Here is a 25,655-nt window from a genome sequence, read left to right as displayed (position 1 = left end):
TGTTGTGTTTGAAGTATTCAAACATCAGTTGTTGAAGCATTTTATATACTTTTGGAGGCTGATCAAGATGAAACATTTGGGAAACCCGACGTTTGCCAGAGGCTGTCTCTGGGGCACTGCATTGTCCCTGCTGCTGTGGGCAGCTATTTTCACCGTTGCCATTGCCCTGCGTTAATTGTGCTGCTTAGAGCATAAGGTTCGAGATACGATTCATCCGCCGATTGTCGTTAACCATATATGCACACCATCGTCATTTACACACGTACCTGATGTAACAAATTGCGGATATAGCCGGTAATCTCGCCCAATGCATCTTCCCGTACGGCCTGCACGCCGTGTCGCTGGATGCTTCGGTACGAATCAGGCTGCTCTACCGCCGGCAGATCATTCAGATCCAGCCGGCTGATCTCTTCCCAGCTCATCAGCATGTAAGGATGATGATTAGGAATCGCCGCCACCGTATGGCGGTCTTCGTAAAACTGACTGCGGTTCAGCAGCAACAGCGGTTTGCCTAGCGTAACCGCCTCGCCAATCGTGCCCCAGCCGGGCTTCGTAATGACGAGATCGGCAGCTGCCAGATAGTTTTGCGATTCACTATAGTGAAATGGAATCCGGGCAATATGTTCTCGCTCTAGCTGCACATTGGAGGAAACGATAAAGCTGTAGCCTTCGCTGTTCCACAGCGGCAGCCGTTCCAGCTCGCCCACTTCGATGCTCATGCCAAGTGCGAAAAACACAATTTTGCGCGTGCCATCCGGATTCAGCTTGCGGCGGATACGCGCCACTTCACGGGCATCTGGCTGGCGGCAAAAGAATCCGGTATGAATCCGGTCTTTGCAGCCCCATGCGGGCTCTGCACACCCTGCCAGTCCGATAAAGTGATCCATGCGTGCATACGCCGTACGTAGCGCATCCAGCTCCACTGGCTCCAACATATCGCGATATGCGGTATACCAGGTGAAGTTGGAGATGCCGAGCGATTCAATGCCCGCTCGTGCGGCAGCTACAATCGGAATCGGCGAGATATCGCTAATGACTAGCTGTACCCGTTGTTGCAGCAAAAACTCCCTCTCCTGTTCCACTCGTTCGCCCAACAACGATAGATCCTGCCGGTACTTGTTACGCAAGCCCTCTGTATCGGCAGCGATGGAATCCTGCTTCAGCACGTAGCCCGTATCGGAACTAACGGTTCTGAATTCCAGCTGATGTCTGCTGTCCTCTTGCAGTGATTCATACATAAACCCTAATGCTTTGCCGCAATGGATAATCAAGCGTAACGGTTCGGGACTGTCCGCCAATAACCGCCGGATCACCGCAATGCTGCGCGCCGCATGCCCGTAACCGTAATCAGATACGTAATAGGCGACTGACGTCAGATTTTCATGCAGTTCTGCGCGATCTCTTCCCATGAATGGAACAGCTCCACCAGTTGATTTTCGCGTTCAAACACTCCCGTTTGTACAGCGATAAATTCCATCTCGCTTGTGGCTCTCATACTGTGCATCGCTTTGAGCGGAATATGCAGTACGTTCCCTGCGCTAACACGCATCATATTGCCATTGAGTACAAATTCGCCTTCGCCTTTCACAATCGTCCATACTTCTTCGCGTTCCGTATGGGTGCGATAGCTCAGGTTGTGATCCTTTTTCAAACCGATTCGCTTGGTTGATACGCAGCGACCATCTTCGTACGTCTGGTCATCCAGTACGTGTACCCAGCCCCACTGACGTTCCTCAAACATCGGCCCCTGATCAAAGTTCACCAGTTCTTTCAGCTTCGGACTGCTTGCTTTGTCAGAGACGAGAATACCGTCCGGGCTAACAGCTACGACGACATCCTGCATACCAAGTACAGTAACCGGGATATTCGTTTCGTTTACCAGATGGGTATTGGTGGAATCGTCGCTAATAATACCGCGTCCGATCTGCACATTGCTCATTTCCTCAGTCAATGTGTTCCATGTACCCAAGTCTTTCCAGTAACCGGTATACGGTACTGCCACAATGTTCTCAGCATTTTCCACAACTTCGTAGTCAAAGCTGATCTTCGGCAGGCTAGCGTAGTTTTTCAAGAATTGCTCGTAATGGATTGGCAGTCCTTTTTGTTCCAGCAGGTTGATGATATACCCCAGCTTGAACGCGAACACGCCGCAGTTCCATAATGCCTTCTCAGCAATCAGTTGCTCTGCATATTCTTCCGTTGGTTTCTCTTGGAAACGGCTAACGTAACGAAGACCGGTTTCGCTTGTTTCCCCAGAAGGAATAATATAACCGTATTTGGAAGACGGGTACGTCGGTTCTACACCGATCAGCGCCAGGTCAGCTTGCGATTCATTGATCGCTTCTTCCAGGCTGCGTACCGTCTCGAAAAAGTGATTGTCTACATAAGGATCAACCGGCAAAATCGTAACGACTTCGTCCAAGCTGACGCCTTTGATGGAGTAAAGGTAGGTTGCCGCCAATGCAATGGCAGGAAACGTATCTCTTCTTTCCGGTTCCACGATCAGAGGCACATCGGCGCCCACCTGACTGCGCATAATCTCCACCTGAGATTTGCCTGTCGCGATATAACTGGATTCGCTCAAGCCGCTGATGTCCAGCTGGTTCCACACCCGCTGTACCATCGATACCAGTTCGCCGCGTTCATTTTCCAGCACTCTCAAAAACTGTTTGGATCTCGCATCATTGGATAGAGGCCACAGACGCTTGCCTGAACCTCCGGATAAAAGGATAAGTTTCACTCCGATCCCTCCTGTGTTTTCTGTAATGGGTCGTTCGGTTGTGTATATCGTTGACGTCCTGTTTGCACTTGCGATGATGCTGAATGTTATTGCGATTCAGGCAACATGCTTGGTGACGAGGACGGTGTAGCCATAGATAGTAGCAGCTGGCGGTATTTCTCCAGCGATACATCGCGGCGTAAATACTTCTCCAGATACTGGCGTCCGTTATGACCAACCTGCTGCAATTCGGCGCGATCCATCTCGTACATCGTACGTAGATGAACGGCAACGTCATCGTAGTTTTGCGGCTCGGCAACGAGTCCACAGTAACTATCGACGATCAGGCGATGTGCTTCACTGCCTTCTTCCAGTACGCCTAGTACCGGTTTACCAGCAGCCATGACGCCGTAGATTTTGCTTGGTACGGATACGCCCTTGATGCCTTTCTGGTTAACGACCAGATGGACGTCGGCGGCATTCAGTGAATATTTCAAATCTTCTTTCGGTTGGAACGGTAGGAAGCAGACTTGACCAGAAGCAATCAATCCATGCTGCTCGGCGTAGTCTTGCATTTTCTTCTTCATGGCGCCTTCACCGATAAAGGCGAACACCATGTCCTTGCATTCTTTGAGCTTCGGCACTACGCTGATCAGGTTTTCGAGGTCATAGTACAATCCGAGGTTACCGGAGTACATTACGACGAATTTGTCCTGCCAGCCGTTGTCGGCGATGAACTTCGCCACGCGCGGGTGATCCTTGCTCACCGGCACGATCTCTTGCTCGTTCGTCCAGTTGTTGATCACTGTATTGGCGATCTTCTTGCGTCCACCAAAGCGCTTATCCAGCGTCTCCTGCATATCCTTGCCGACGGTGATAACATGGTCGGACATGGAGCAGTTGATGTTGTCGATGGCACGAGCGATATTAAAAATCCATTTGCGATCTGTGTAGCCAACCGCTTCCGCCTGCTCCGGATTGAAATCCTGAATGTTATAAATGTGCTTGGCGCGTTTGAAGAGTTTGCCGATCGTTCCGATCAGACCGCCTAGCACTGGCGGGGTGGAGATGGTGTAGATAAAGTCGGTGTCCTTTTCCTTGAGCAGCTGGTAGGTCGCGAACCAGAAGTAGGTGGAGATATACTTGATCCGGCTCAGTTTATTTTGCTTGTCGACCTCCGGCAAGCGAATGCGTACGACTTCGATATTTTCCAGTCGGTCGCGGATGACGCGTCCTTTGCCTGCATTGTCGCCGCCGTAGCCCGGTGGACATTCGGCGATAACGGTGATGTCAAAGTCATTTTGCAAGTACAGACACAGTTCGGTCAGCAGTTGTCCAGTCGAAGCGTAGTCGGGATAAAAGTAGTTGATGACAAAGACGATTTTCGGCTTACCATTCATGGGTGGGTATCCCTCCTTTTCTTTGACAGGGTTTTGCGATGTGCATAGCTGGGATTGCATAGGTCCGCTCCGGCAAGGGAATCGGTCACGTCCTCCGGTGGATCGTGAGAATCTACGGATAAGGAATGAATTGTAGATTCTCACGATCCAAAGTCGTCCTTTGACCGATTTCCCTTGCCTCCGCTCTGTGCAATCAAGCGCATGACGCGCTCAACTGTTCAAAGCAGGAGAGATGAGTGGGGCGGCAGTTGGGAAAGATTTGAGTTTGTTTAATGAAGTCGGGTTTGTGAGAATCACTAATACACTTTGCTTGGTTCAAGCTTGGGTTGATTTAAAAAGCAATTTTTTTCATGCTTTTTACTTTTACGTTAAGCCGGGGTGTCCCGGAAATGTTGGTTCTGTTTCATCCCGTTCAGATGTGAAGGGCGATTTCTTTACTTCACGATGTGGACGGCGGGTGGAGATTGGGTTTCGGCTTCTGGGAAGCGGTGTTTATGGAATGCTGCTGGGAAGCCGATGTGAACTTCGTTGCGCGGGATGTCTTTGGTGATGGTGCTTCTTGCGCCGGCAACGGCGAGTTCGTGTATGGTGATGCCTGGGTAGACGAATACGTCGCTGGCGATCCAGGCGCCGTCTTTGATCACGATTGGTTTGGTGATCAAGCCGAAGGTTGGGTCGCTCAGTTTGTGGCTGCCAGTGCACAGGTACGTATTTTGCGAAACGACGCATTGGCTGCCGACGATGATCTCGTCCAGGCTGTAAAATTCGACGTCATCACCGATCCAGGAATGTTCGCCAATGGTGACTTTCCATGGATAGGTGAATTTGGCGGATGCTCGTACTCTGGCGCCGGGTGCAATGTTCGCTCCGAACAGCTTGAGCAGGAAGCGCCGCCAGCCATACATATTATGCAGTGAGAAACGGAACACCGTTCCCTGGACGAACCACCAGATCAGGCAGTACCAGCCCGGCTTGCCGCGATCGTATTCTGCCTGCGAGTATTGATCCAGTCGGATTTGTGTCATGTCCGTTCTCCTCTCTTGATTGAATTATTCCGCTTGCGGCGATTCGGACGAGTATACCGGTTGTCCCGGTTTGCCGTGAATCGCTTGACTCAGTACGCGATCCAGCTTGCCTGCGACGACTTCGTGAGCACAGTCGCTGACGAGCCATTCCATCGCGCGTACCGGATACAGGCTGTAACGCTCTGGATGATCCAGAATTTCGTTCAACCCTGCGGCGAGCGACTGTGGATCGTCATTGTCATACGTCACAAACATTTGTTGATTGATGACATTAATGTCGGACACGCCGGAAGTAAGTACCAGCTTGCCGTATTTGATATATTCGACCACTTTGGATGGAAAGGAGCATTCGCTGAATGCAATCTTCTCACGTTGGGTGTTGATGAACAGGTCTGCGGTTTCCATCAGTTCGCCGTATTCCCGGTCATCTAGGAAGCCATGGAATTGGATACTGATGTGCGTATGATGGAAATCTTGAATAAACTGCTTCAGCTTATCCTCTACCGGACCGTAGCCGGTAATATGCAGTTCCAGTGGACGACCGGTGTGCACATGCGGCAGAGCATCCAGCAGAATCTCGATACCACGGTCATAATCCAGTCGACCGGAGTAGACCATCCGAAATGGACGCTCTCTGCCAAGATCGACTTCCTGCACCGGCTTGAGCCGAGCGGGATGAACCGTACCGCCGCGCACGACGGTGTAGTTGTCGGTGCTGACTCGTTTTTTCAGAACGGACGTAACGAGTACCGCGCCGTCGAGCAATTTGTTGGCGAATTTCTCAACGGCGACCGAGATTTTTTTGTAATGACGGTTGGTCTCGGTGACAGCGTAGATGCCATCTTCGTATTCCACAACCAGTGGTACACGGAACAGCAGTTTGAACAGAATCGCAGGCAATGCGGTTTCCAGTCGATAGTTGTAAAAGACGACTGCGCGCGGCTGCTTTTTGTTTTCCCGATTCCAGCGAACCAGTTGGAAAAACGTAGTGAATAATGTAACCAACAGGCTGAATCCTTTGAGATCGACGTTGCCCGGATAGACTGCCTTGCTACGCTTGCCGATCTCGTACGTATCACGGCTGAACCATTTCAGCGTGTTGCGCTTGAGCAGCAGTGGCGAGATGACCGTTATCTGATGTCCGCCCTCTTCCAATGCCTCCAGAATACAATCGATCTTTTTGTTACCGGCTGTATGCTTGGCACTATATCCCCTTTTCAGCTGTAACTCGCTGTTGACGTAAGGGGCCACGTATGCGACTGACTTCGTTTCCACGGATTTCACCTCGTTCTGCCTGTACGGCGGCTTGGATGCGGCTGGTGTCCAGGAACATCAGCGTAATGAATAACGGTTGGAATAGCATATTTTCTGTTGAGAACACGACCAGCAGTCCGATAAAGATCAGAAGTGCCTGGAACACGCCGCCGACCGGTCTCAAGATTTGAAAGTAGTAGTAGATCATCAGGATCAGCAGCAGCGGTAATCCGAATTGGTAGCCGAACGTGAGTAGCGAGTTCGACGAATCGGGAATACCGTAGCGCTCCATCAATACCGCGTTGTTCTGGAAGCCCCAACCGAATAGCGGCTTCTCGACCATCAGCTCCAGATTCGAGCTAGTATCGAGCGAGCGACGGTCGAACGATGCGTTGCCATCCTGAAATTTGTCCGTAACGACTCCACTCTGAGCGATAAAGAACACGAGCGGGATGAACAGTAGTAGCGATAGCAGCATTTGTGCCATCTGCTCTCTCTTGCCGTTGCGGATGACATACGCCAGAAAGATCAGTCCACAGATCATGTAACCGGAAGTGGACATCGTCGTCAGTAGGGTCGCGGTCAGAATAATGAGCCGCCATTTGGGAACTTTTTTATTCAAGAATAGGGTGAGTAGAATCCCTAAATTCAGAAACACCTGATACGCACCCGGTTCCCAGAAAATCCCCTGATTACGCGACATATTCCACAATCCGTATACATGAAACGGAGTGATCCGATACGCGCCGCCCCACACCGCAGTCGGTGGGAACACTTCACGTACGAGCGCGGCATCCAGTACACCGAACAGATAGAACGGCATACCGAGAATCGCCAGTGCGGTAATTAACCATTGATAGCTTTTCGCTGCCTGCCGCAGATCGATCCGGTTCAAGACCATGAATACCGCCATAATCTTGAGCATCAGCCCGGCATAGCCGCCGATGTTCGTGCGGTAGATCAACATATTGAACAGAATCACGATCATAACCGCCATCAGAATCAGGAACTGACGCGGCTCAATCTTTTTCGGGAAGAAAAAGACGAGCGCAATCGCGAACAGCACCATAATGCACTCGGCATAGAACTGTTTGCCAAACAGGACCGAACCGGAAGTGACAACGATGAGCATCACTGCCACAAAGGTTAAAAACTTACTTTTCACCGTAATGTCCGACGAATCGGACAGTGTAGATGGAGTTGACATCATCAATTATTCACATCCAGACGTTTGATCACTTTGGCAGGCACTCCGGCGGCAATACAATTTGCCGGAATGGAACCCGAGACGATGCTGCCTGCTCCGATGATGCTATTTTTGCCAATCGTTACGCCTTTCAACACGATTGAGTTGGCGCCGACCCATACATTGTCTTCAATGATCGTGGGTGACGTGCCGACATCGGCGACGTTCTTGTTAAAGCGTCGTCCGTCCGGCTTGATCGGGTGAAAGTCGGTATCGCTGATTTGTACATTGACGCCGAGCATTACCTCACTACCGATCGTCACACTGGACGCCGCACAGATGCTAGCGCCGCTAATGCCAACGTCGTCACCGATCTTGATCACCGCGCCACTGGAGAGTGTGCGGATCACAGTACGATGATTCAGCCCGATCGGATTGCTGTAATCGTCCGAACAGAGAATGCTGTTGCGACCGATCGTGATGCTACTGCCCGCTACCTGCTCGACAATCGGTACGCCGACTGCGATCAGGTTGTGACCGAAGGAGATCCGCTGTTCCTTGAACATCCGGCGGGTCACCCAAGTTGAACATTTTTTTGCAATTTTACGTTTGATTTTGATAAAAGAAGTGATCATACAGGCTCCCTAACGAAGAATCGGTTGTAAAATTCAAAGGTGCGCTTGGTGTTCTTTCTAGCGTCAAAGTTCTCTTCAGCGAATTCCAGTGCTTGTTGCCCCAGCTTCTCATGCAGAGCGCGGTCAGTTCCGATCTTCACCATGTACTGTGCCATAGCATCGTATTGACCAGCTTCAAACAGATAGCCTGTTTTCCCTTGCAAAATCAGCTCGTTTGGTCCGCCGATGTTGGTGCCGATAGACGGCTTCTTCATCGAAGCGGCTTCGATAATGCTGCGCGAGAAATGCGGCTCCACGAATGGGCACATCATCACGTCACTGGCAGCGATCATTTGTGGTACATCGTCGCGGAACGCAAGCGGGTGAATCTGGTCGTTGCCTTTGCAAGCTTCCATTACTTTATCTTCATACGCATTGTTCTTATTAAAATAAAATCCGCCGACGATCAACTTGAACTTCGGATGATCTTTGGCAATCTTGTTGAACGCATTAACCATGTCCAGTACTCCGTTGCCAGATACGACACGACCGATATACAGGAATACGATATCGTCGTCCGCCAATCCCAACTCCCGGCGAACCGGTGCGCCGTTGACTTGCGGGTTGTACGATTTGAAATCAACGAAGTTGTACACGACGTCCAGCTCGCGTCCTTGGCTGTCTACCGTCTCGGAATCGAATTGGTCGATGGAGATGTAGCCATCCACGTATTTGTGATTCATCCGTTTGAGGATGTTACCCGCAAAGGAATTAAGCAGCGGCTCACGCACATGGCAGACGACTTTGGTATCCGGGGATGCTTTTTTGGCAGCTCGCGCAACTTGGAACAGACAGGTGCTGTTCAAGTGGATGATGTCGGGCTTGTATTTGCGAATGTATTTTTTAGCCTGAAAATAAGTCGGCAGCGCGCCAATCAGATTGCGGATGAACAGCTTCGGTGTCATACCCGATACGGTAGAACCGTGAAACGGGAACATGCCCTTAGCAACTTCAACCGGCAATCCGCCGGATTCCAGCAGCTTGACCGCAGGACCGTTGCGAATGGTGAGTACATTGCCCTGGAATTTCTCCTTATCCAGATGGCTGATCAGGTAGGTCAGGCTACGCGGTGCACCGCCCATATGACCCGAGTGATGAACGTACAGTACTTTTTTCAATGCCTACGCCTCCTTGATTTGTTTTGCTCAAATGAACTTGAATAGGAAGCAGTATCACTGCATCACATTCAAAAATATTTAAGACTGGGTACGTATAAAATTACGATGTGCTATGTTTTGTTTATGAGTCGTTTTCGCAAATGCGAAGCTTATTTTCAAGTAATGAAGCAGGAAAGCATCAGTTCCCCTTGATGGGGAACCTGATGACTGGGTTGCTTATTCCTGATTGGTGGATAGTTTGGCTTTGCTTGTTTTTAGCTTCGAGATCGGTGTGGTGATTGGTGAGATGAGTGTTTTGGACATCATCACGCCGGATACGCGGGTTTCCTTGAACAGGAAGGTGAACGCGTAGCTAGATACGATAAAGGCAAGCACCGTACCAACGGCTGCACCAACACCGCCGAACATTGGGATCAGGATCAGGTTAACGAGGATTTTGGTCACTGCGCCCATCACCTGGCTAATCAGTTCGAAGCGGTACAATCCTTCGCTGATGATCCATTTGTTCAGTGCGGCGCGCATGAAGATGAATAGACACGCCCATACGTGGATAACCAGGATGCTAATCGATTCCAGATACTCTTTTCCATACAGGATTGAGATCACTGGCTTCGCCATCAAGGTGACGCAAATACAGATGGCAAGCGCGAACCAGAACAGCATGTTGTACAACTTTTGCAATTCGGCATGATAGATATCTGGACCGAGCTGCTTATTCTTGATCATGCTTGGAAAATACGATGCAGCGACGACGGTCGGGATGACGTACCATACTTCCGACAGCCTTGCAGCGACGGCGTAAATACCAACCGCTGTATCGTTGATCATATAACTCAGCATAACCTGGTCGATCTTCAGGTAGATGATCGTGGAGATACCAGCGACGATCAATGGCCACGAGCTGTTCGTCAGTCGTTTGCCTAGCTTCCAGTTGAACGACCACTTCGTAATTGAGACCCGTTTACGCTGCGTTAATAGCAAGAACACGTATCCGAGAATCAATTCCAGTGCATACGATGCGGCAAACCAGATCAGAGAGGAATGGAATACGATTAGTACAACCTTCATCACTGATGTCATTGCAAAGGCAATACCTTTGGCATAGACCGCATACTTGGCTTCCACCGTAGAATCGAACCACTGGGAGATGACGTCGAGCGGTTGGAACAGCATGTTCGCCGCGATGACAACAATACTCCAGCGGACGATAGCGTCCTGCCCGGGAATCATAAATGCCAGTACAAGCGTAATCGCAAAAGCGATCAGACCACTGAGCATCCGAAGTGTAGATACGGTTCCCAGAATCTCGTTTTTGTTATCCGGGTGTTGAACGAGCTCCTTTACGATGATATTCGCCAGACCGAGCGGCACGACGGCCGCTATGATCGTGACGAATGAGATCGCAAAGTTATACTGTCCAAACTGTTCCGGTCCGAGATAGCGCGCAATCCAGATACTGACGATGAGGTTAATTCCGAGTCGCAGGAATTTGTCCATCAACTGCCAGTTACTGTTAAAGAAGATTTTGCGCTTTTCCGGGCTCATGGAAAATTTATTCTTCAATCTGGCAACTGTATTAGCCATTCATAATCATCTCACTTAGCTTAGTAGACAGGTACAGCGGACGGTTTCAGAGAATGGCGCTTCAGGTCAGCATCGACCATATTTTTCACCAGTTGATCAAATCCGACTTCCAGCTCCCAGCCCAGTTGTTCTTTAGCTTTGGTGCAATCGCCGAGCAGCAGATCCACTTCAGCCGGACGAACGAATTTCTCGTCGATTACGACATAGTCTCTCCAGTTCAGACCAACATGGTCGAACGCGATTTGTACCAGTTCTTCAACCGTGTGCATCTCGCCAGTGGAGATTACATAATCGTCTGGAGTATCTTGTTGCAGCATCAGCCACATCGCTTTTACATAGTCACCGGCAAAGCCCCAGTCACGTTGTGCATCCAGATTACCAAGACGCAGCTCTTTGGACAGACCCAGTTTGATCTGTGCTACGCCGTCAGTAACTTTGCGCGTTACGAATTCCAGACCGCGACGCGGGGATTCGTGGTTGAACAGAATACCGGAACAAGCGAACATATCGAAGCTTTCACGATAGTTTACAGTGATCCAGTGACCGTACAGTTTTGCTACGCCGTAAGGGCTACGCGGATAAAATGGTGTTGTTTCCACTTGCGGAATCGCTTGAACTTTACCAAACATCTCACTACTGGATGCTTGATAGAAGCGTGCTTCCGGTTTTACCAGACGTACCGCTTCCAGCATGTTCGTTACGCCCATTGCTGTCATTTGACCAGTAGCAATTGGTTGTGGCCAAGAAGCTGCAACGAATGATTGAGCTGCCAGGTTGTATACTTCGTCTGGATCCGACACGCGAACCGCTTCGATCAGGGAAGCAAGGTCACCGAGGTCAGCAGAGATCCATTCGATTTGGTCTTTGATATGCTCTACATTTTCGTAGTTTGGTGTGCTTGTTCTGCGGCGTACGCCGTATACTTTATATCCTTTTTCCAGCAGAAGCTCTGCCAAGTAAGATCCGTCTTGTCCCGTTACACCCGTGATCAATGCGCTTTTCATAAGTTAATTCCCTCCACCAATATGTTTTTTTTATAAGTTAGGATTGAACAGCCAAGCTGTTGCGGTAATCTTCATAAACGGCACGAACGCCTTCTTCCAGTGGAATGCTGGCTTTCCAACCGAGACCGTTGATTTTGGTCGTATCAACGAGTTTGCGTGGTGTACCATCCGGTACGGAAGAATTGAACACCAGTTCCCCCTCGTAGCCGACGATGTTTTGGATCAGATGCGCCAAATCTTTGATAGCGATGTCTTCCCCTACACCTACGTTCACAATCTCGTTGCCTTCGTAGTTGTTCATCAGGAACACGCAAGCATCCGCCAGATCGTCGGAATGCAGGAATTCACGTTTCGGTGTACCAGTTCCCCAGATTTCCACCGTTGGTGAGTTGCTTTCCTTCGCTTCATGGATTTTGCGTACTAGTGCTGGCAGTACGTGCGATGTTTTCAGGTCAAAGTTATCGTTTGGCCCGTACATATTCGTTGGCATGGCGGAGATAAACTTCGATCCATACTGGCGATTGTACGATTCGCACATTTTGATACCAGCGATTTTGGCGATAGCGTATGGCTCATTGGTTGGTTCCAGTTCGCCAGTCAGCAGATATTCCTCTTTGAGCGGCTGCGGTGCAAACTTCGGATAGATGCACGTAGAGCCGAGGAACAGCAATTTCTGTACGCCGTTAAAGTGAGCAGCATCGATCACATTCGTTTGAATCATCAGATTATCGCGAATGAAGTCTGCCGGGAAATCGTTGTTAGCCGCAATACCGCCTACCTTAGCGGCAGCCAGGAATACATAATCAATCTTTTCCTCTTTGAAGAAGGCATAGACATCATTCAAATTCCGCAGGTCCAGCTCAGAGCTGGTGCGGTAGATGAGGTTCGTATAGCCTTGCTTTTCAAGGGAGCGCAGGATCGCCGATCCAACTAGACCGCGATGTCCTGCTACGTAAATTTTGGAGTCCTTATTCATCAATAATCACCTCATCAATTCTGAAATTCGTCTCTTAAAACGCGTCTTTGGAACCGAACAGCACCTTGACCGTTTTAACGAGAATAAATAAATCGAAAATGATCCCTCGTTTTTTGATATAATGTAAATCGAGATCAACCATCTCATCAAAGCTTAACTCGTTTCGTCCGCTGACCTGCCATAACCCGGTGCACCCCGGTGTTACGCTCAGTCTCAGCTTGTCGCGTGGACTGTATTCTTCCACTTCACGCGGCAATGGCGGACGAGGTCCAACTAGACTCATATCACCACGCAGCACATTCCACAGCTGCGGCAATTCATCAATACTTGTTTTTCTGATAAAACGTCCGACTCGCGTAATCCGCGGGTCGTTTTTCATTTTGAACATGGCACCCTCAATTTCGTTTTGCGCGAGCAGTTCTTTTAACCTCTCCTCTGCATCCGAAACCATGGATCTGAATTTGTACATTCGGAACGGCTGTTCATCCTTGCCAGTTCGTGTCTGGTAGAAGAATACTTTCCCTTTCGGGTCTTCCAGTTTAATCAGAATGCCAAGTACAATAAAGAGTGGTAATAGTACGATTAACCCCAGCAGTGAGCAAATAATATCGAGGGTCCGTTTCATCAGCATATAAAACCGGAGTTTGGTGGTCATGCTGCCTACATGTCTCGCATAGAACTCGCTATAGCTTGCTAAAGCTTCCGCTTCACTCCCATGTCTTGGAGTCATTATCCCTCACCTCTTGCTATCAGCACATCCTCCTGTGATTCTCTCTCCAATACGGCTTTGAGAGAAGACAGCAGCGGTGCTTTAAGATCTTCATTCTTTAAAGCAAACTCAATCGTTGTCTGAATAAAGCCGAGTTTCTCACCAACATCAAAACGTGTACCTTGGAAGTCATATGCGAATACCTGTTGCAATTCGTTCAACCGTTGAATCGCATCGGTCAGCTGAATTTCACCGCCGGCGCCAACTTGTTGCTCGCCCAGGAATTCAAAGATTTCCGGTGTTAGTACATAACGACCCATGATCGCCAGATTAGATGGCGCTGTGCCTGGAGCAGGTTTCTCAACGAACTGGCGCACTTCATGCAATCGTCCAAATTGTTCGATTGGATCGATAATGCCGTAACGGTGCGTGTGATCTTCCGGTACGGTTTGTACGCCGATCACCGATTTCTCCGTTACTTCATATTGTTCAATCAACTGACGTGTGCATGGTGTATCGGATTCGACGATATCATCGCCCAGCAGAACCGCGAACGGCTCATCCCCGATAAAGTTGCGTGCGCACCATACTGCATGTCCCAGTCCTTTGGCTTCTTTTTGACGGATATAGTGAATATCCACTTTGGATGACTTCTGTACTTCATCCAGTAGATCCAGCTTTCCTTTTTCCAGCAATGTCGTTTCCAGTTCAAAGGCATTGTCAAAATGATCTTCGATGGCGCGTTTGCCTTTACCAGTTACGATGATAATGTCTTCAATACCGGAAGCAATCGCTTCTTCAACAATGTACTGAATCGTCGGTTTGTCCACGATGGGAAGCATTTCTTTCGGCATCGCCTTGGTTGCAGGCAGGAAGCGTGTTCCAAGTCCTGCAGCAGGGATGATGGCTTTACGAACCTTCTTCACAAGATCACACCCTATCCTTTGTTTTGGTTTGCATTCATGATGACCAAGTTGCAAATTATGTAGGCAATGACGTTCTCCATAACCCCTTGTTATGAAGACTGCACTACCTTCCGATCCATACGCGGGACGCCTGAAACAACGCGTTATACTCTCTCCTTTACTGTATATGGATATAACGCATGGTTTCAGACGCACCCGGGTACGTACCGGCAAATAGCAGGTACCGGGCATTCAACCCGTCCTCATCACCATACCTTTGACGATGAACGTCTAAGGCTGCCTCTTGCAGCCCACGGCATGACCGAGTGTCTCCAGTGATATGGGTGCAGGAGGCATTACCCCAAGCTTGGCCTTAGCGGCAAAGAAGATATGTTAAGCAAAGTTATAAAACGTAGTTCGTGTACTCATTCATAAAATGGTTTTCAGATCGGTTTGATCAACTTTGAAATCCGGTAAGGCCGGTTCACGGCTGAAAGTAACGCGATCCTGTTCCTACTGTCCATGCTGGCACAGTACAGATGAGACGTTATTCGTGATAAGCAGCAGATAATGTTTTGCGACTTGCTTGATTCAATACGGCGCCAAGTAAGCGGGCACCGACAAATTCCAGACTCGTTACTGCTTTGCTAATATCCTTGCGGCTTTCGCCACCGGACTTGATCACCAGCACCACACCGTCACACAATGCGGTAGCTACTTGCGCATCGGTAAATGGCAAGGTTGGCGGTGTATCGAGAATGACCAGATCATACTGCGATTTCACTTCATTCATGAGAGCTTCCATCTGGTGCGAACCAAGAATCTCGGATGGATTCGGTGGAACTGGGCCGGATGTCAGCACGCTGAGGTTCATCGTACGACTGGATTGGATGTTCTTCTCCAGATCTGCCGTATTAAACAGTACATTGGACAATCCCTTGTCATTCGACAGGTTGAAGATGTTGTGCATTGCCGGGTTGCGCAGATCGCCATCGACGATCAGTACACTACGACCGGTTTCTGCATAAGCGATAGCGAGATTGGCTACCGTTGTGCTCTTGCCTTCACCGAGTGCCGCCGAAGTGACGAGAATACTTTTCACCTTGGCATCCAATCGGGAAAAATCTATATTGGTACGCAGACCTTTGTAAGATTCTGCGATCAGTGACTTAGGATTCTGTTTCGTAATCAATGGCCATTTAAGTGTGGTTGGCACGTTCTCCACCTCCTACAAAAGGCTTCGCTGGCAGATGTTCTTTGGCTGTCAGGTCTTCTTCATTCATTCTGGCAATGACACCAAGAACGGGAAGTCCAAGTACATCGCGGATATCTTCTTCCGTTTTGATGGAATCGTCCATGTATTCGAGTACAAATGCAACTGCAATACCGATAACGATCGACAGAACCAGTGCAATCAGAACGAACAGAATCGGGCTGTTGCCGATCGGTACGCCGCCTGCGGATGGATCTGCTTCATCCAGTACGTTAATATTGTCCAGCTTCATAATCTGTGGAACTTCACGCTGGAACACAGTTGCGATCGCATTGACTGTCTGTGCAGCACGCTCATAAGAGCCGTCAGTAACGCTTAATGACATCACCTGTGTTTCGTTCACTGAGCTTACACTGACCATATTGATAAGCTGCGTAGCATTCAATCCAAGCTCTGGATGTTCTTCTACCACCTTGTTCATAATAGCCGGCGTTTTGATGATTTCCTGATACGTCTTAATCAATTGAATGTTGGAGTTGATCGCTCCCAAATCCAGCTGATTGGCTATGCCGTCTGCCGAACTGGATGTACTGTTCACAACCAGCTTAGCGGTCGCCGTATACTTGGGCGTATTCGTCATGAACGCATACACCGCAGTAGCAGCAGTGATGACGAATACGATCAGCAGCACCAGCCAGAGGCGTTTCTTTATGATGTTAAAGTACTGTTTAATCTCCACTATTTCTCCTCCAATAACTTTTGAAATCGGACGTTCATAAACATGTGCCCGTTATCGCCGTGGTCCGTCAGGGTGGGTAGCCATTCTCCTCTCAAGCGCTGTGATGAATATAGTTACAAAAATTCATTTTAAAATTACAAAATTGTAACATGTTCAAAATAGAAAATAACGGCTTTCACTTCATTGCTGATCAAGAGAGATTGCCGTTCTGTATATTATGACTGTTTGAAAGCTGCAAAAGTTGCTTTTCACATTCATTTTCATAATGCGTATGAAATTGTGCCGGTGATAGAAAGTCAATCACTTGGTGACTGGATTTCCATTCACAATGTTATTCGTTTTGAATAACTCCTGCGCTCATTATACTGCCTCATGAAAACTTTGTAAACCACCCATAGTTGCGAAAATGGTTGCAATTCCCATTTTCATGAAGAATGTTTATCTTGCTCTGTCATGAATCCTTCCAGCGTTCCTCCATTGTTGATATGGTTCATGAGATCATTGACATTGGCTTGAACGCCCATTTTCTCGAATACCATATCAATCAGCAATGCAACGTTAACGCTCTTCACAGGCTGATCGGTTAGTGGACGATACGTTTTATCTTCGTAAATACCCTGATGATAAGAGATTTCCTGATGAATCGGATAGCGAACCAACGACAACCAGTCTGCCAGATGCTCGTCAGATTTGCAAGTTTCACTCTCCTGAAGTGCAGGGTCAATCGAAAGCCGATCAAAGAATGTTTTCACCTCATTCTTCTTTTCAACTCCTACTTGATTAAGGACATACTGATTTCTCACATCAATTCCCTCCTATATTTCCGATTAGCATTTATTCGTTTTGAATAAATTATAAATTAGGTTATCTGAAAATCATGTCGAAAGCTAGTATAAAAATAAAACTTTATTTATTTAATTTTCGACTTTCCACGGCTTTAGTTTTGGGCTTTAAGACGGGTAAAATGTCGTTTTTGTAACCTTTAGACTCACTTGGCAAGCAAATTTTGTAAGTTTCGGGTCTTTTCGTCTAGTTCCACCCTAGTTTATTGCTTACCCGTTAATTTAAACAGTTCTTTAATTATGAAACAGTAAAAATTTGGGTATTACAGCGGTTAATGAATTGTTACTTTTCATTGAATACGTTTACATTTATTTAATCATAAGGGTTTGTTCTCATTATCAAAAAGGGGCTGCCGCAGGTTTTAGGAAATATGTTAAAATAAAAACGGCTTTTCCAGGTGTCCAAAGTTCCAAATCGTCCAATACGACAACTTTTTCCACGAATCGGAGCAAAAACACCAATTTCATAATAAAAAGGAGCTAAGAACTATGGGTTTAATCAAGGAATTTAAAGAATTTGCTGTTCGCGGCAATGTCATCGACCTTGCAGTCGGTGTTATTGTCGGTGCAGCTTTTGGTAAAATCGTTACATCTCTGGTAAATGATATCATTATGCCTCCAATCGGTGCTGTAATGGGCGGCGTCAATTTCAAAGACCTGTTCTGGAATCTCGACTCCCTGATGGGCAAAAGCGATAAAGTGTACGCTTCGCTAGCTGAAGCGCAACAAGCAGGAGCTGCTGTTGTCGCTTACGGGCAATTCATCAATACCGTGATCGACTTTCTGATCGTTGCGTTCTGTATCTTCTTGCTCGTCAAAGGCGTGAATATGCTCAAACGCAAAGAACATGCCAAACCAGCTGCGGAAAAAACGACCAAAGCCTGCCCATATTGCACCAATGAGATTTCGATCAAGGCAACACGTTGCCCACACTGCACATCCGAGTTGACCACTGCTCCAGCTGGACTGTCCTGAGCAACTTTACCAGTCTACAAAAGCTTGTCATTTCGTTATGTTCATATCCAATATCGTTACATTCAGCGTATTTTCACAAATATGCAAAAAAGAGCGTATCTTCAGTCTACAAACACTGAGGATACGCTCTTTTGGTACAGTAACAGTACTGGATACTCATTTTTATGCTTCCCTGGACTCTGCTTCAAATTAGATGGGGCGATTGGGATTAGGCATTAGATTGGATACGATATTCTTCAAGTCCCGATCTTCGGTGTACTTTTTCTCGCCTGTGTCCAGCTCGCGGATCCGAATATGATCATATCCGGCACTTGGCTGCACCGGTGTAAACCGCATCGGTTCGGTACGATCGGGAGTCACTTCATACTTCATGTCTTTGAACATTTCAGTTAATTGTTCCGTAGTAGGTAGTGCATTACCATCTACGAATACAAGTCCACGCAGTGACTTCACGTCTTGTCCATGTACAACATCAAATTTTACGATACATTCCATATGGTTTCTCTTCCTCTCTGTCTGAATGATAGATATAGCCGATAGCAACACAGGGAGATGATCACTTGCCCTGACGGATTGGCAGCTGGCGGTATACAGAGGTATAATCATAAGCAGATTTATCAGTCATACGGTATGGCTAGTTACACTACTTCTACGGAACCGGTTTTGCATAGAATCGTGATTGTATATGCGCTTTGCAAAATGGTGATATATACATACGCTGGCTTTACAATTTCCGGTGCTGCACGGCTTACTATTATAATAGTAGAAACACGATCAAAAACCTATGAATCATTTAACGTTTAAGGATGTGATTTTACATGATAAAGCAGGAATTGCTCGATATTTACGATGATCAAGATCGGCATCTTGGCGTCTGTGAACGGTCAGAGGTTCATCGTCTCGGACACTGGCATCATACGTTTCACTGCTGGCTCGTTCGCGATACACCAGAAGGTCGTATGTTGATTTTCCAAAGGCGGCATCCGGGCAAAGATACGTTTCCCGATCTGTATGATATTACTGCCGCCGGGCATCTGTCGGCAGGCGAAACGGTACAACAGGCAGCACGCGAGATTCAAGAGGAGCTAGGATTGCCGCTGACATTTGCCCAATTGACTCCATTGTTCGTTCTGCGAGATGAATCGCAAGGTGAGACGATGCACGGCACGTTTATCGACCGAGAAGTGAGTAGCGTATTCGGCGCATTCAGCGATCGGGAATTGTATGAGTATACGCTACAGGATGATGAAGTGTCTGGCATCTACGAAGCGCGTCTTGATGAGATGACGGAACTATTCGCCGGACAACGCGATCATGTTCAAGCGCGCGGTGTTCATAATGCACCAGTAATGCAGCATAACGATGTATTCGACATCTCGGTGACGATAGCTGATTTTGTCCCACATCAGCCCGGATATTGTATAAAAACCTTCTCCCTGCTCCAACAGCTCACTCCGTCGAAATAATACCCGGCAGATAGCGGTCGAGAATCCCAGCATAGCCTTTGCCATAACGACGTACCAGCTCGCTACCGAGATCATTTTCCATTTCGTACAAAATAATCTCCTGTGAGAAATGTTGCAATAGCAGTTCCGCCATGAGCGGATGCTCGGTTACAAGCGCCTGAGCAGGAATACCATCGCCTCTCATGCCGACCATACACCAGCGGCGGTCGATCACAAGCCAGAATTTGCGACCGCTGCCACCGTCTTTGAGCAAGGTAATGCCCGGATGATTATCATCCACTCCTTCGAATGACCATAACACCCGCACTCCGCGCTCCTCCGCCTGCTCCAGCTTTTGCCGAAACCACGTCGCTTCCTGACGCCAAATGCCTGCAATAATCTCATCCTGCGCTTTGTCCAGCTCACGAGCCAGCAGTTCCATCACTTTCCGTTCACCGTCCACGATGTAAAACGACGGCTGTTCCATGCTGCTGATCGGCATTTCCTGTTCCAGATACGATAACGATTCATCCACCTGTCCAGCAATCATACGTGTAAATTCCTGCACGGGCAGCATACTGTAGCGTGCCGGCTCACCCGGCGTATGCTGCACGACGCCTCGCGCTACGAGCCGCTGCAATGTGGCATATACGTTCGAGCGCGACACGCCGAGACGCTTCGCTACTTCATAACCGGATTGCATCGAATGACGAGCCAGGCAAACCATCACTTTGGCTTCCAATTCGGTAAATCCCAGATTGCGCAAATGATTCAGCAGTTGTTCCATCCCTCTACCGCCTTTCCTGTTTGCCTGTGCCAGCTTCTCGCAGACTATCGCGTGATCATCCGTACCCGCCCGCTCGCGTGCACGGTTATGTATGCGGCAACAGGCTGATCCATCCGTTTATGCGTCTGTGATCAGCCTGTGCTTGTTGTCCTGTTATGTTATTCTTAGTTGTTAGCATTTGAAAGCAAATTAGCCGACGATTTGCTCGGTGCCGCAGCTTGGGCACCATTTGGAGCCTTTCGGCAATGTTTTCCCACATACTTGACAGCTGAATGTGTCTGGATCGGTCGACGGCGGCACTTCCACCGGTTCCGTTACGATCAATACATCGCCTTCGTCCTCAGCAATCGGTTCCGCAACCGGTGCAGCAGCTACAGGGCGAGCAGTTGAAGCTGACGATGCCGAGCGCTCCGCTGGCGGTTGTTCTTCTGGTTCTTCTTCATACGGGATACCGAGATCCTGCTTCCATGCACGCACGAGACGATCCAGCTCCTCCTGACGCTCATGCTCCTCACGCTGACGATCAGCGCGGCGGCGTTCTGCTTCATCCGCTGGCAGATCCGACAGATCTGGTTCTGGTTCCGGCTTACGTGATCCTGCCGCTACCGCATAGATATCCTGCTCCTCATCCACTTCACCATCTTCGTCGTCATGGAGATGCTGCTCATCGCGCGGAATCGCCAGCTTCTCCATTTTGCGACCGCAATTCGGGCAGAAGTTCGCTTCCAGCGCGACTACATTCCCACATTCACACAATCGTTCATTTTTCAAAATGGCAATCCGAGTGCGGATTTCCTCGATCTCTTCATTTAAAAGGTCACAGGCTTTGCACAATTCAGTCATTTCTTCCTCGGCAATGGACATATCGCCAGCGCGGTAGCCTTCGTAAAAGACTTCACCCATCCGCATATAATGCACACCGACTTCGCGCTCGATATCGACGATGTGGCCGTTCATCCGGTTGACCTCCACCGCATTCTGTGCGCGCTCGGTCGCTTTGCCGGCACCGCTTTTAAGCCGCTGTAATAAATTCATGACTGTTCTCCTCCTCTAATTCCAACGGATGACCCCGTTTCCCTAGTATATACGGGCATGAATCATCACTGTTCCATTACAAATCGCCGCAAGCGTTGTATTGGGGGATTACTCAAAAATGTTACATCCATTATAATAGAAGGATATGTACAAAAGTAGCCCCTTATAACGAATATACCCGCAATATAAACAGCTTGTAACCCTATCATAACAAAATTCCGGCTTCTTTGAAAAAAGTGCTTGGAAATGCAGGCGATATAGAAAGGAAGATCCCTCTTGAAAGAGACTACAATCAAAGATTCCCTCCGACCTCAGGGGGTGGCACCACAGACTCCGCTGCCTGCTGCGCAGCCCGCTCCGGCAGACACGAGCGTAACGTTAGTGCCGGACGATGCAGACGATGCCTTTTTCTTTCGAGCATTGGAGCAGCAAGGCATTCTGCTGAATGCGCCACAGATCGAAGCGGTGCGGCATGGCGACGGTCCACTGCTCACACTGGCAGGTGCTGGTTGCGGTAAGACGACCGTGCTGACGGCACGCACCGGGTATTTGTTATCCGTACGCAAAGTGAATCCGCAGCATATTTTGCTGGTAACCTTTACAACGAAGGCGGCAGCCGAAATGAAGTCGCGGATTGCCGCTCTGCCTGGTATTACCGCCAAAGTAGCACGGGCGGTTGAAGCACGTACGTTTCACTCCTTCGGGTTGTTGCTGCTCCGTCGCTATGGCAATCTGACCGAGGATATTTTCGGTGATACGCGCGCCCAGCATGGTATCATTCAGCGCTTGCGCCGCGAGATTAATTCCACAAGCACGACGCCACCGGAAACATTGCTTGCGATGCTGTCGGCGATCAAGCTGGAAGGCGGTACAGCGGACGATCTGCCAAAGGATACGCCAGAGGAACGCGACCGCTGTGCACTGCTGTGTCGGTATGAGGATTGGAAGCAGAATTATCGCAAGCTTGATTTTGACGATATCCTACTGCGTACAGAGAAGCTGTTACAAGACCCGGATCTGCTGCATGTGCTACAGCAGCGGTTTCAATATATTATGGTGGATGAATTTCAAGATACGAATCGTCTGCAATACGGTATGGTGCAGAAGCTCGCGGATCAGCACCGCAATCTGATGGTGGTCGGTGACGATGATCAGACGATTTATTCGTTTAACGGGGCGCGTCAGGAATATATTCTCGATTTCCCCAAGCAATATACAGGCACGCGGATCATTGCACTGGATATTAATTATCGCAGTCATCCGCAGATTCTTGGACTTGGTGTTCGGCTGATTGCTCACAATCAGGCGCGTCATGCCAAGACACTGCAAGCTGGAGCATCGGCAGGGCAAAGCCCGTATTACCTACGTCCCTCCCATGCGGACGAAGAAGCCGATTGGATTGTACAAAAGTTACGCCAGCAGCAGACAGAAGGGTATGAGCTGGGCGACATCGCTATGTTGCATCGTACTGTTAGCGGCACGCGTGCCATTGCCGAGCGGCTGCTCATGGAAGATATTCCATTTATTCAGTATGGCGAAGCGCCCGTGTTCTACGATCATTCACTGATTCGTCCGGTGATGGATCATCTGCGGCTAGCGGTCAATCCGCGCCGAATGGATGCACTACCGGGAGTGATTGGACCGCTGTACATTTCCCGTGATGTTGGAATGGATCACATTATGGCTCAAGAGCAGCGACAAGCGAAAAAGTACCCGCTCATTCATCTGTACCACTGGGAGAAGCTGCAATCGTTTCAGCGCCAGCAGGTGAAGGACCGAATTGTATTTTTGAAAAAGCTGCGCGAATTAAAGCCGGTGTATGCGATTCGCGAGATTCGGCGGGTCTTTTATGACAAGTTTGCTAGTGCCGACTTTAGCGGCCCTGCCACCCGGCATAAAGATAATATCCGCGAGACGCTGGATGAATTGGAAAGTGCGGCTGCGAAGTTTACAACAGTCGAGGAAATGGTTACGTTTGCCGATGATCTGTCAGTGAAGCGCGAGAAGATGATCGAGCTGATGAAGCAGGAATCGCCACAAGGCATTCATCTGATGACCGTTCACCGGGCAAAAGGGCTGGAGTTCCCTTGCGTGTATCTGCTTGGCGCGTCCGAAGGCATTCTGCCGCACAAAGCGGCACTGCTGGAAGAAGCACCAGAGGATGTGAAGGCAGGTCAAGGCATGACAGGACCTGATCCAGAAGGCAAGCTGATGCAGGCGGCGTTGGAAGAAGAACGCCGAATCGCTTATGTAGCGGTGACGCGGGCGAAGCATGAGCTGTACATTTCGTCACCTGTTATGCACCACGGCAAGACCGTGCCGCCGTCGCGATTTTTGCTGGAAGCTTTTAAGTAGACTAATGTTGGAATGAATGCAGAAGGCAGTGCGATTGCAAGTGGGATGGCACTGCCTTTTTCGAGTATGTTTTGTCTCGATTTTTGACTTTTTCAGTTGAAATGATGGTAAAATAAAAGTATACATGTGAAGGAGGTGAAGAAATGAATTCTTTGAAAGAGCAGCTGTTAGATCGTTATGGATACAATGAGCCTATTATTATTAATCAGATGAGAAATGAGTATTTTGGCTTAAAAAAGGACAGTTTACGTAGAAATCTAAATCGACTTGTGCAAAAAGGAGAAGTCGAGCGTTTCAGTGAAGGCGTATATTATTTTCCCAAGTGGAACAAACTGCTTAATCGCAAATCTTTAATCAGTGAGCAGGCGGTTATTGAGAAAAAATATATTCGAAATGATACGGATGTGTATGGGTATGTGTCTGGGCTGGCTTTTGCCAATCAGTTAAAGTTGACCACACAAGTCCCTGCTCTACTGGAAATTGTCACCGAGCACAATGCATCTAAGAAAAGAATGGTTACGTTAAAAAATTACACTCTTATTTTAAGAAAACCCAAAGTACCTGTTACTTCACAAAACGTAAAATGGTTGCAGGTGCTTGATTTATTATCTGGCAGTTCTGCCTATATCGAAACTGATCTCACATATACTCGTGAACAAATCAAACGATATCTAACCAGCACAACGCCTTGTGTAGGAGATTATGAATGGATCTTATCGCAGTATTCCCGAAAAACGAGAGAACGATTGAAGGAGCTTGGGATTGATGATGCAGTTATATGAAGATCGAGAGACTTTTGAACAATTGGTTATTCTTGCTAGCCAGTATACAGCTATACCAGAAGCTATTATTGAGAAGGATTATTATGTTTCACTTTTATTAAATGAACTAAGCCAGTGCATACCGGATCTTATCTTTAAAGGTGGTACTTCTTTATCCAAGGCATACCGGCTCATTGAGCGATTCTCTGAAGATATTGACCTGTCTATTTTTAACGCAGATCATCACTTGCCTGCACAACGTGATCTAAAATATATTCATCAAACCATTATGGATGTAGTGAATAAAGTAGGTTTAGTGATACAAAATCCCGAACATATACGTTCAAGAGGGCGGGTAAATCGATATGAAATCATCTACGACCATATTCATATCACCGATACTTTAAAAGATCATGTATTAATTGAAACGTATTTTGTTCATGCCCCTTATCCTTGCGAGAAGACAACCATTTCCAATTATATCTATGATTATATCCAGCAGGACAATCTGCTTCATCTTGCAGATCAATTTACAGAGTTGGTTCCTTTTGATATGAAAGTGCAAAGTCTACATCGGACATTTATCGATAAACTGTTTGCCATATGCGATAAATACGAAGCGCGCACACCGGATAAATTTTCGAGGCATTTATATGATTTGTATCATATATGGGACGTCATACAGACTGATCAGCATGAGCTGTTAGCTTTGTTCTCTTTAGTACAATCGGATTTATCCAAAGATATTGAGCGTAATCCTTCATCCGCAACGGACTATCCATTTCAACAACGTTTAATTGAAATTCTGGATACCAACTTTTTTGAAAACGACTATAACCGTTTGACCATGCAACTGTTCGTACATAATTCTGTTCCCTACGATCAAATCGTTACATTTCTTAGAAAAGTATTTAAGCAATTACAATTTAATGCTAGATACTAGCAATGT

Annotated in this window: 24 protein-coding genes; 5 read left to right on the top strand and 19 right to left on the bottom strand. The window is 48.0% G+C overall.

Annotated elements, in window-relative coordinates; all coding sequences use genetic code 11:
• Positions 1-254 precede the first annotated feature (254 nt).
• The 16 genes from ACE3MZ_RS02360 to ACE3MZ_RS02285 form a co-directional block, all read right to left on the bottom strand.
• Complete coding sequence (locus ACE3MZ_RS02360) at positions 255-1,409, bottom strand: glycosyltransferase (RefSeq protein ID WP_411344956.1); 1,155 nt, start codon at positions 1,407-1,409, stop codon at positions 255-257.
• Positions 1,373-2,740, bottom strand: coding sequence for a sugar phosphate nucleotidyltransferase (locus ACE3MZ_RS02355; protein ID WP_411344955.1), 1,368 nt, complete (start codon positions 2,738-2,740; stop codon positions 1,373-1,375). The genes ACE3MZ_RS02360 and ACE3MZ_RS02355 overlap by 37 nt, the downstream gene beginning before the upstream one ends.
• Positions 2,741-2,826: 86 nt before the next feature.
• Entirely contained in the window at positions 2,827-4,119 is a 1,293-nt protein-coding gene (locus ACE3MZ_RS02350) for a glycosyltransferase family 4 protein (protein WP_411344954.1), read from the bottom strand.
• A gap of 434 nt (positions 4,120-4,553) precedes the next feature.
• Positions 4,554-5,144, bottom strand: coding sequence for a WcaF family extracellular polysaccharide biosynthesis acetyltransferase (locus ACE3MZ_RS02345; RefSeq protein WP_411344953.1), 591 nt, complete (start codon positions 5,142-5,144; stop codon positions 4,554-4,556).
• Positions 5,145-5,168: 24 nt separating this feature from the next.
• A complete protein-coding gene (locus ACE3MZ_RS02340) occupies positions 5,169-6,419 on the bottom strand; it encodes a glycosyltransferase (protein WP_411344952.1) in 1,251 nt (416 codons plus the stop codon).
• Entirely contained in the window at positions 6,349-7,608 is a 1,260-nt protein-coding gene (locus tag ACE3MZ_RS02335) for an O-antigen ligase family protein (protein ID WP_411346671.1), read from the bottom strand. Before ACE3MZ_RS02335 ends, ACE3MZ_RS02340 begins: the two co-directional genes overlap by 71 nt.
• Positions 7,608-8,219 (bottom strand): DapH/DapD/GlmU-related protein, encoded by a 612-nt coding sequence (locus tag ACE3MZ_RS02330; RefSeq protein WP_411344951.1) that lies wholly within the window; start codon positions 8,217-8,219, stop codon positions 7,608-7,610. Before ACE3MZ_RS02330 ends, ACE3MZ_RS02335 begins: the two co-directional genes overlap by 1 nt.
• Positions 8,216-9,376, bottom strand: coding sequence for a glycosyltransferase family 4 protein (locus tag ACE3MZ_RS02325; protein WP_411344950.1), 1,161 nt, complete (start codon positions 9,374-9,376; stop codon positions 8,216-8,218). Before ACE3MZ_RS02325 ends, ACE3MZ_RS02330 begins: the two co-directional genes overlap by 4 nt.
• A 216-nt stretch (positions 9,377-9,592) precedes the next feature.
• A complete protein-coding gene (locus tag ACE3MZ_RS02320; protein ID WP_411344949.1) occupies positions 9,593-10,960 on the bottom strand; it encodes a flippase in 1,368 nt (455 codons plus the stop codon).
• A gap of 20 nt (positions 10,961-10,980) precedes the next feature.
• Positions 10,981-11,964 carry a GDP-mannose 4,6-dehydratase gene (gmd, locus tag ACE3MZ_RS02315; RefSeq protein WP_017812584.1) on the bottom strand — a complete coding sequence of 328 codons (984 nt, stop codon included), beginning with the start codon at positions 11,962-11,964 and terminating at the stop codon, positions 10,981-10,983.
• A 37-nt stretch (positions 11,965-12,001) separates the two neighbouring features.
• A complete protein-coding gene (locus ACE3MZ_RS02310; RefSeq protein WP_411344948.1) occupies positions 12,002-12,940 on the bottom strand; it encodes a GDP-L-fucose synthase family protein in 939 nt (312 codons plus the stop codon).
• A gap of 34 nt (positions 12,941-12,974) precedes the next feature.
• Positions 12,975-13,595 (bottom strand): sugar transferase, encoded by a 621-nt coding sequence (locus tag ACE3MZ_RS02305; RefSeq protein WP_411346670.1) that lies wholly within the window; start codon positions 13,593-13,595, stop codon positions 12,975-12,977.
• Between the two features lie 74 nt (positions 13,596-13,669).
• Positions 13,670-14,575 (bottom strand): UTP--glucose-1-phosphate uridylyltransferase GalU, encoded by a 906-nt coding sequence (galU, locus tag ACE3MZ_RS02300; protein ID WP_411344947.1) that lies wholly within the window; start codon positions 14,573-14,575, stop codon positions 13,670-13,672.
• A 526-nt stretch (positions 14,576-15,101) separates the two neighbouring features.
• The gene (locus tag ACE3MZ_RS02295) at positions 15,102-15,770 is read right to left on the bottom strand and encodes a CpsD/CapB family tyrosine-protein kinase (protein WP_411344946.1); all 669 of its coding nucleotides are present in this window, start codon (positions 15,768-15,770) and stop codon (positions 15,102-15,104) included.
• Positions 15,754-16,506 (bottom strand): YveK family protein, encoded by a 753-nt coding sequence (locus ACE3MZ_RS02290; protein WP_411344945.1) that lies wholly within the window; start codon positions 16,504-16,506, stop codon positions 15,754-15,756. The genes ACE3MZ_RS02295 and ACE3MZ_RS02290 overlap by 17 nt, the downstream gene beginning before the upstream one ends.
• A gap of 425 nt (positions 16,507-16,931) precedes the next feature.
• Positions 16,932-17,309, bottom strand: a complete 378-nt coding sequence (locus tag ACE3MZ_RS02285) for a hypothetical protein (RefSeq protein WP_411344944.1) — start codon at positions 17,307-17,309, stop codon at positions 16,932-16,934.
• Between the two features lie 528 nt (positions 17,310-17,837).
• On the opposite strand from ACE3MZ_RS02285, the gene mscL reads away from it, so the two are divergent.
• Positions 17,838-18,323 carry a large conductance mechanosensitive channel protein MscL gene (gene mscL / locus ACE3MZ_RS02280; RefSeq protein ID WP_411344943.1) on the top strand — a complete coding sequence of 162 codons (486 nt, stop codon included), beginning with the start codon at positions 17,838-17,840 and terminating at the stop codon, positions 18,321-18,323.
• Positions 18,324-18,512: 189 nt separating this feature from the next.
• Here mscL and ACE3MZ_RS02275 read toward each other — a convergent pair whose 3' ends face one another.
• Complete coding sequence (locus ACE3MZ_RS02275; RefSeq protein ID WP_411344942.1) at positions 18,513-18,818, bottom strand: hypothetical protein; 306 nt, start codon at positions 18,816-18,818, stop codon at positions 18,513-18,515.
• Between the two features lie 323 nt (positions 18,819-19,141).
• Between ACE3MZ_RS02275 and ACE3MZ_RS02270 the strand changes: the two genes are divergently transcribed.
• Positions 19,142-19,789, top strand: coding sequence for an NUDIX hydrolase (locus ACE3MZ_RS02270; RefSeq protein ID WP_411344941.1), 648 nt, complete (start codon positions 19,142-19,144; stop codon positions 19,787-19,789).
• Here ACE3MZ_RS02270 and ACE3MZ_RS02265 read toward each other — a convergent pair.
• A complete protein-coding gene (locus ACE3MZ_RS02265) occupies positions 19,773-20,555 on the bottom strand; it encodes a TrmB family transcriptional regulator (protein WP_411344940.1) in 783 nt (260 codons plus the stop codon). The two genes, ACE3MZ_RS02270 and ACE3MZ_RS02265, sit on opposite strands and share 17 nt — an antisense overlap.
• Positions 20,556-20,744: 189 nt before the next feature.
• Complete coding sequence (locus ACE3MZ_RS02260) at positions 20,745-21,590, bottom strand: zinc ribbon domain-containing protein (protein WP_411344939.1); 846 nt, start codon at positions 21,588-21,590, stop codon at positions 20,745-20,747.
• 276 nt (positions 21,591-21,866) lie between these two features.
• Between ACE3MZ_RS02260 and ACE3MZ_RS02255 the strand changes: the two genes are divergently transcribed.
• The 3 genes from ACE3MZ_RS02255 (at position 21,867) to ACE3MZ_RS02245 (ending at position 25,649) form a co-directional block, all read left to right on the top strand.
• Positions 21,867-23,945, top strand: a complete 2,079-nt coding sequence (locus ACE3MZ_RS02255) for an ATP-dependent helicase (protein ID WP_411344938.1) — start codon at positions 21,867-21,869, stop codon at positions 23,943-23,945.
• 143 nt (positions 23,946-24,088) lie between these two features.
• Entirely contained in the window at positions 24,089-24,727 is a 639-nt protein-coding gene (locus ACE3MZ_RS02250) for a DUF6088 family protein (RefSeq protein ID WP_411344937.1), read from the top strand.
• Positions 24,711-25,649, top strand: a complete 939-nt coding sequence (locus ACE3MZ_RS02245; protein ID WP_411344936.1) for a nucleotidyl transferase AbiEii/AbiGii toxin family protein — start codon at positions 24,711-24,713, stop codon at positions 25,647-25,649. Before ACE3MZ_RS02250 ends, ACE3MZ_RS02245 begins: the two co-directional genes overlap by 17 nt.
• Positions 25,650-25,655 lie beyond the last annotated feature (6 nt).

The sequence above is a fragment of the Paenibacillus sp. WLX1005 genome (assembly GCF_046603685.1).
GTDB lineage: Bacteria > Bacillota > Bacilli > Paenibacillales > Paenibacillaceae > Saccharibacillus.
Note: the sequence above shows the minus strand (reverse complement) of the source record. Positions and strands in the feature narration are given on the sequence as shown.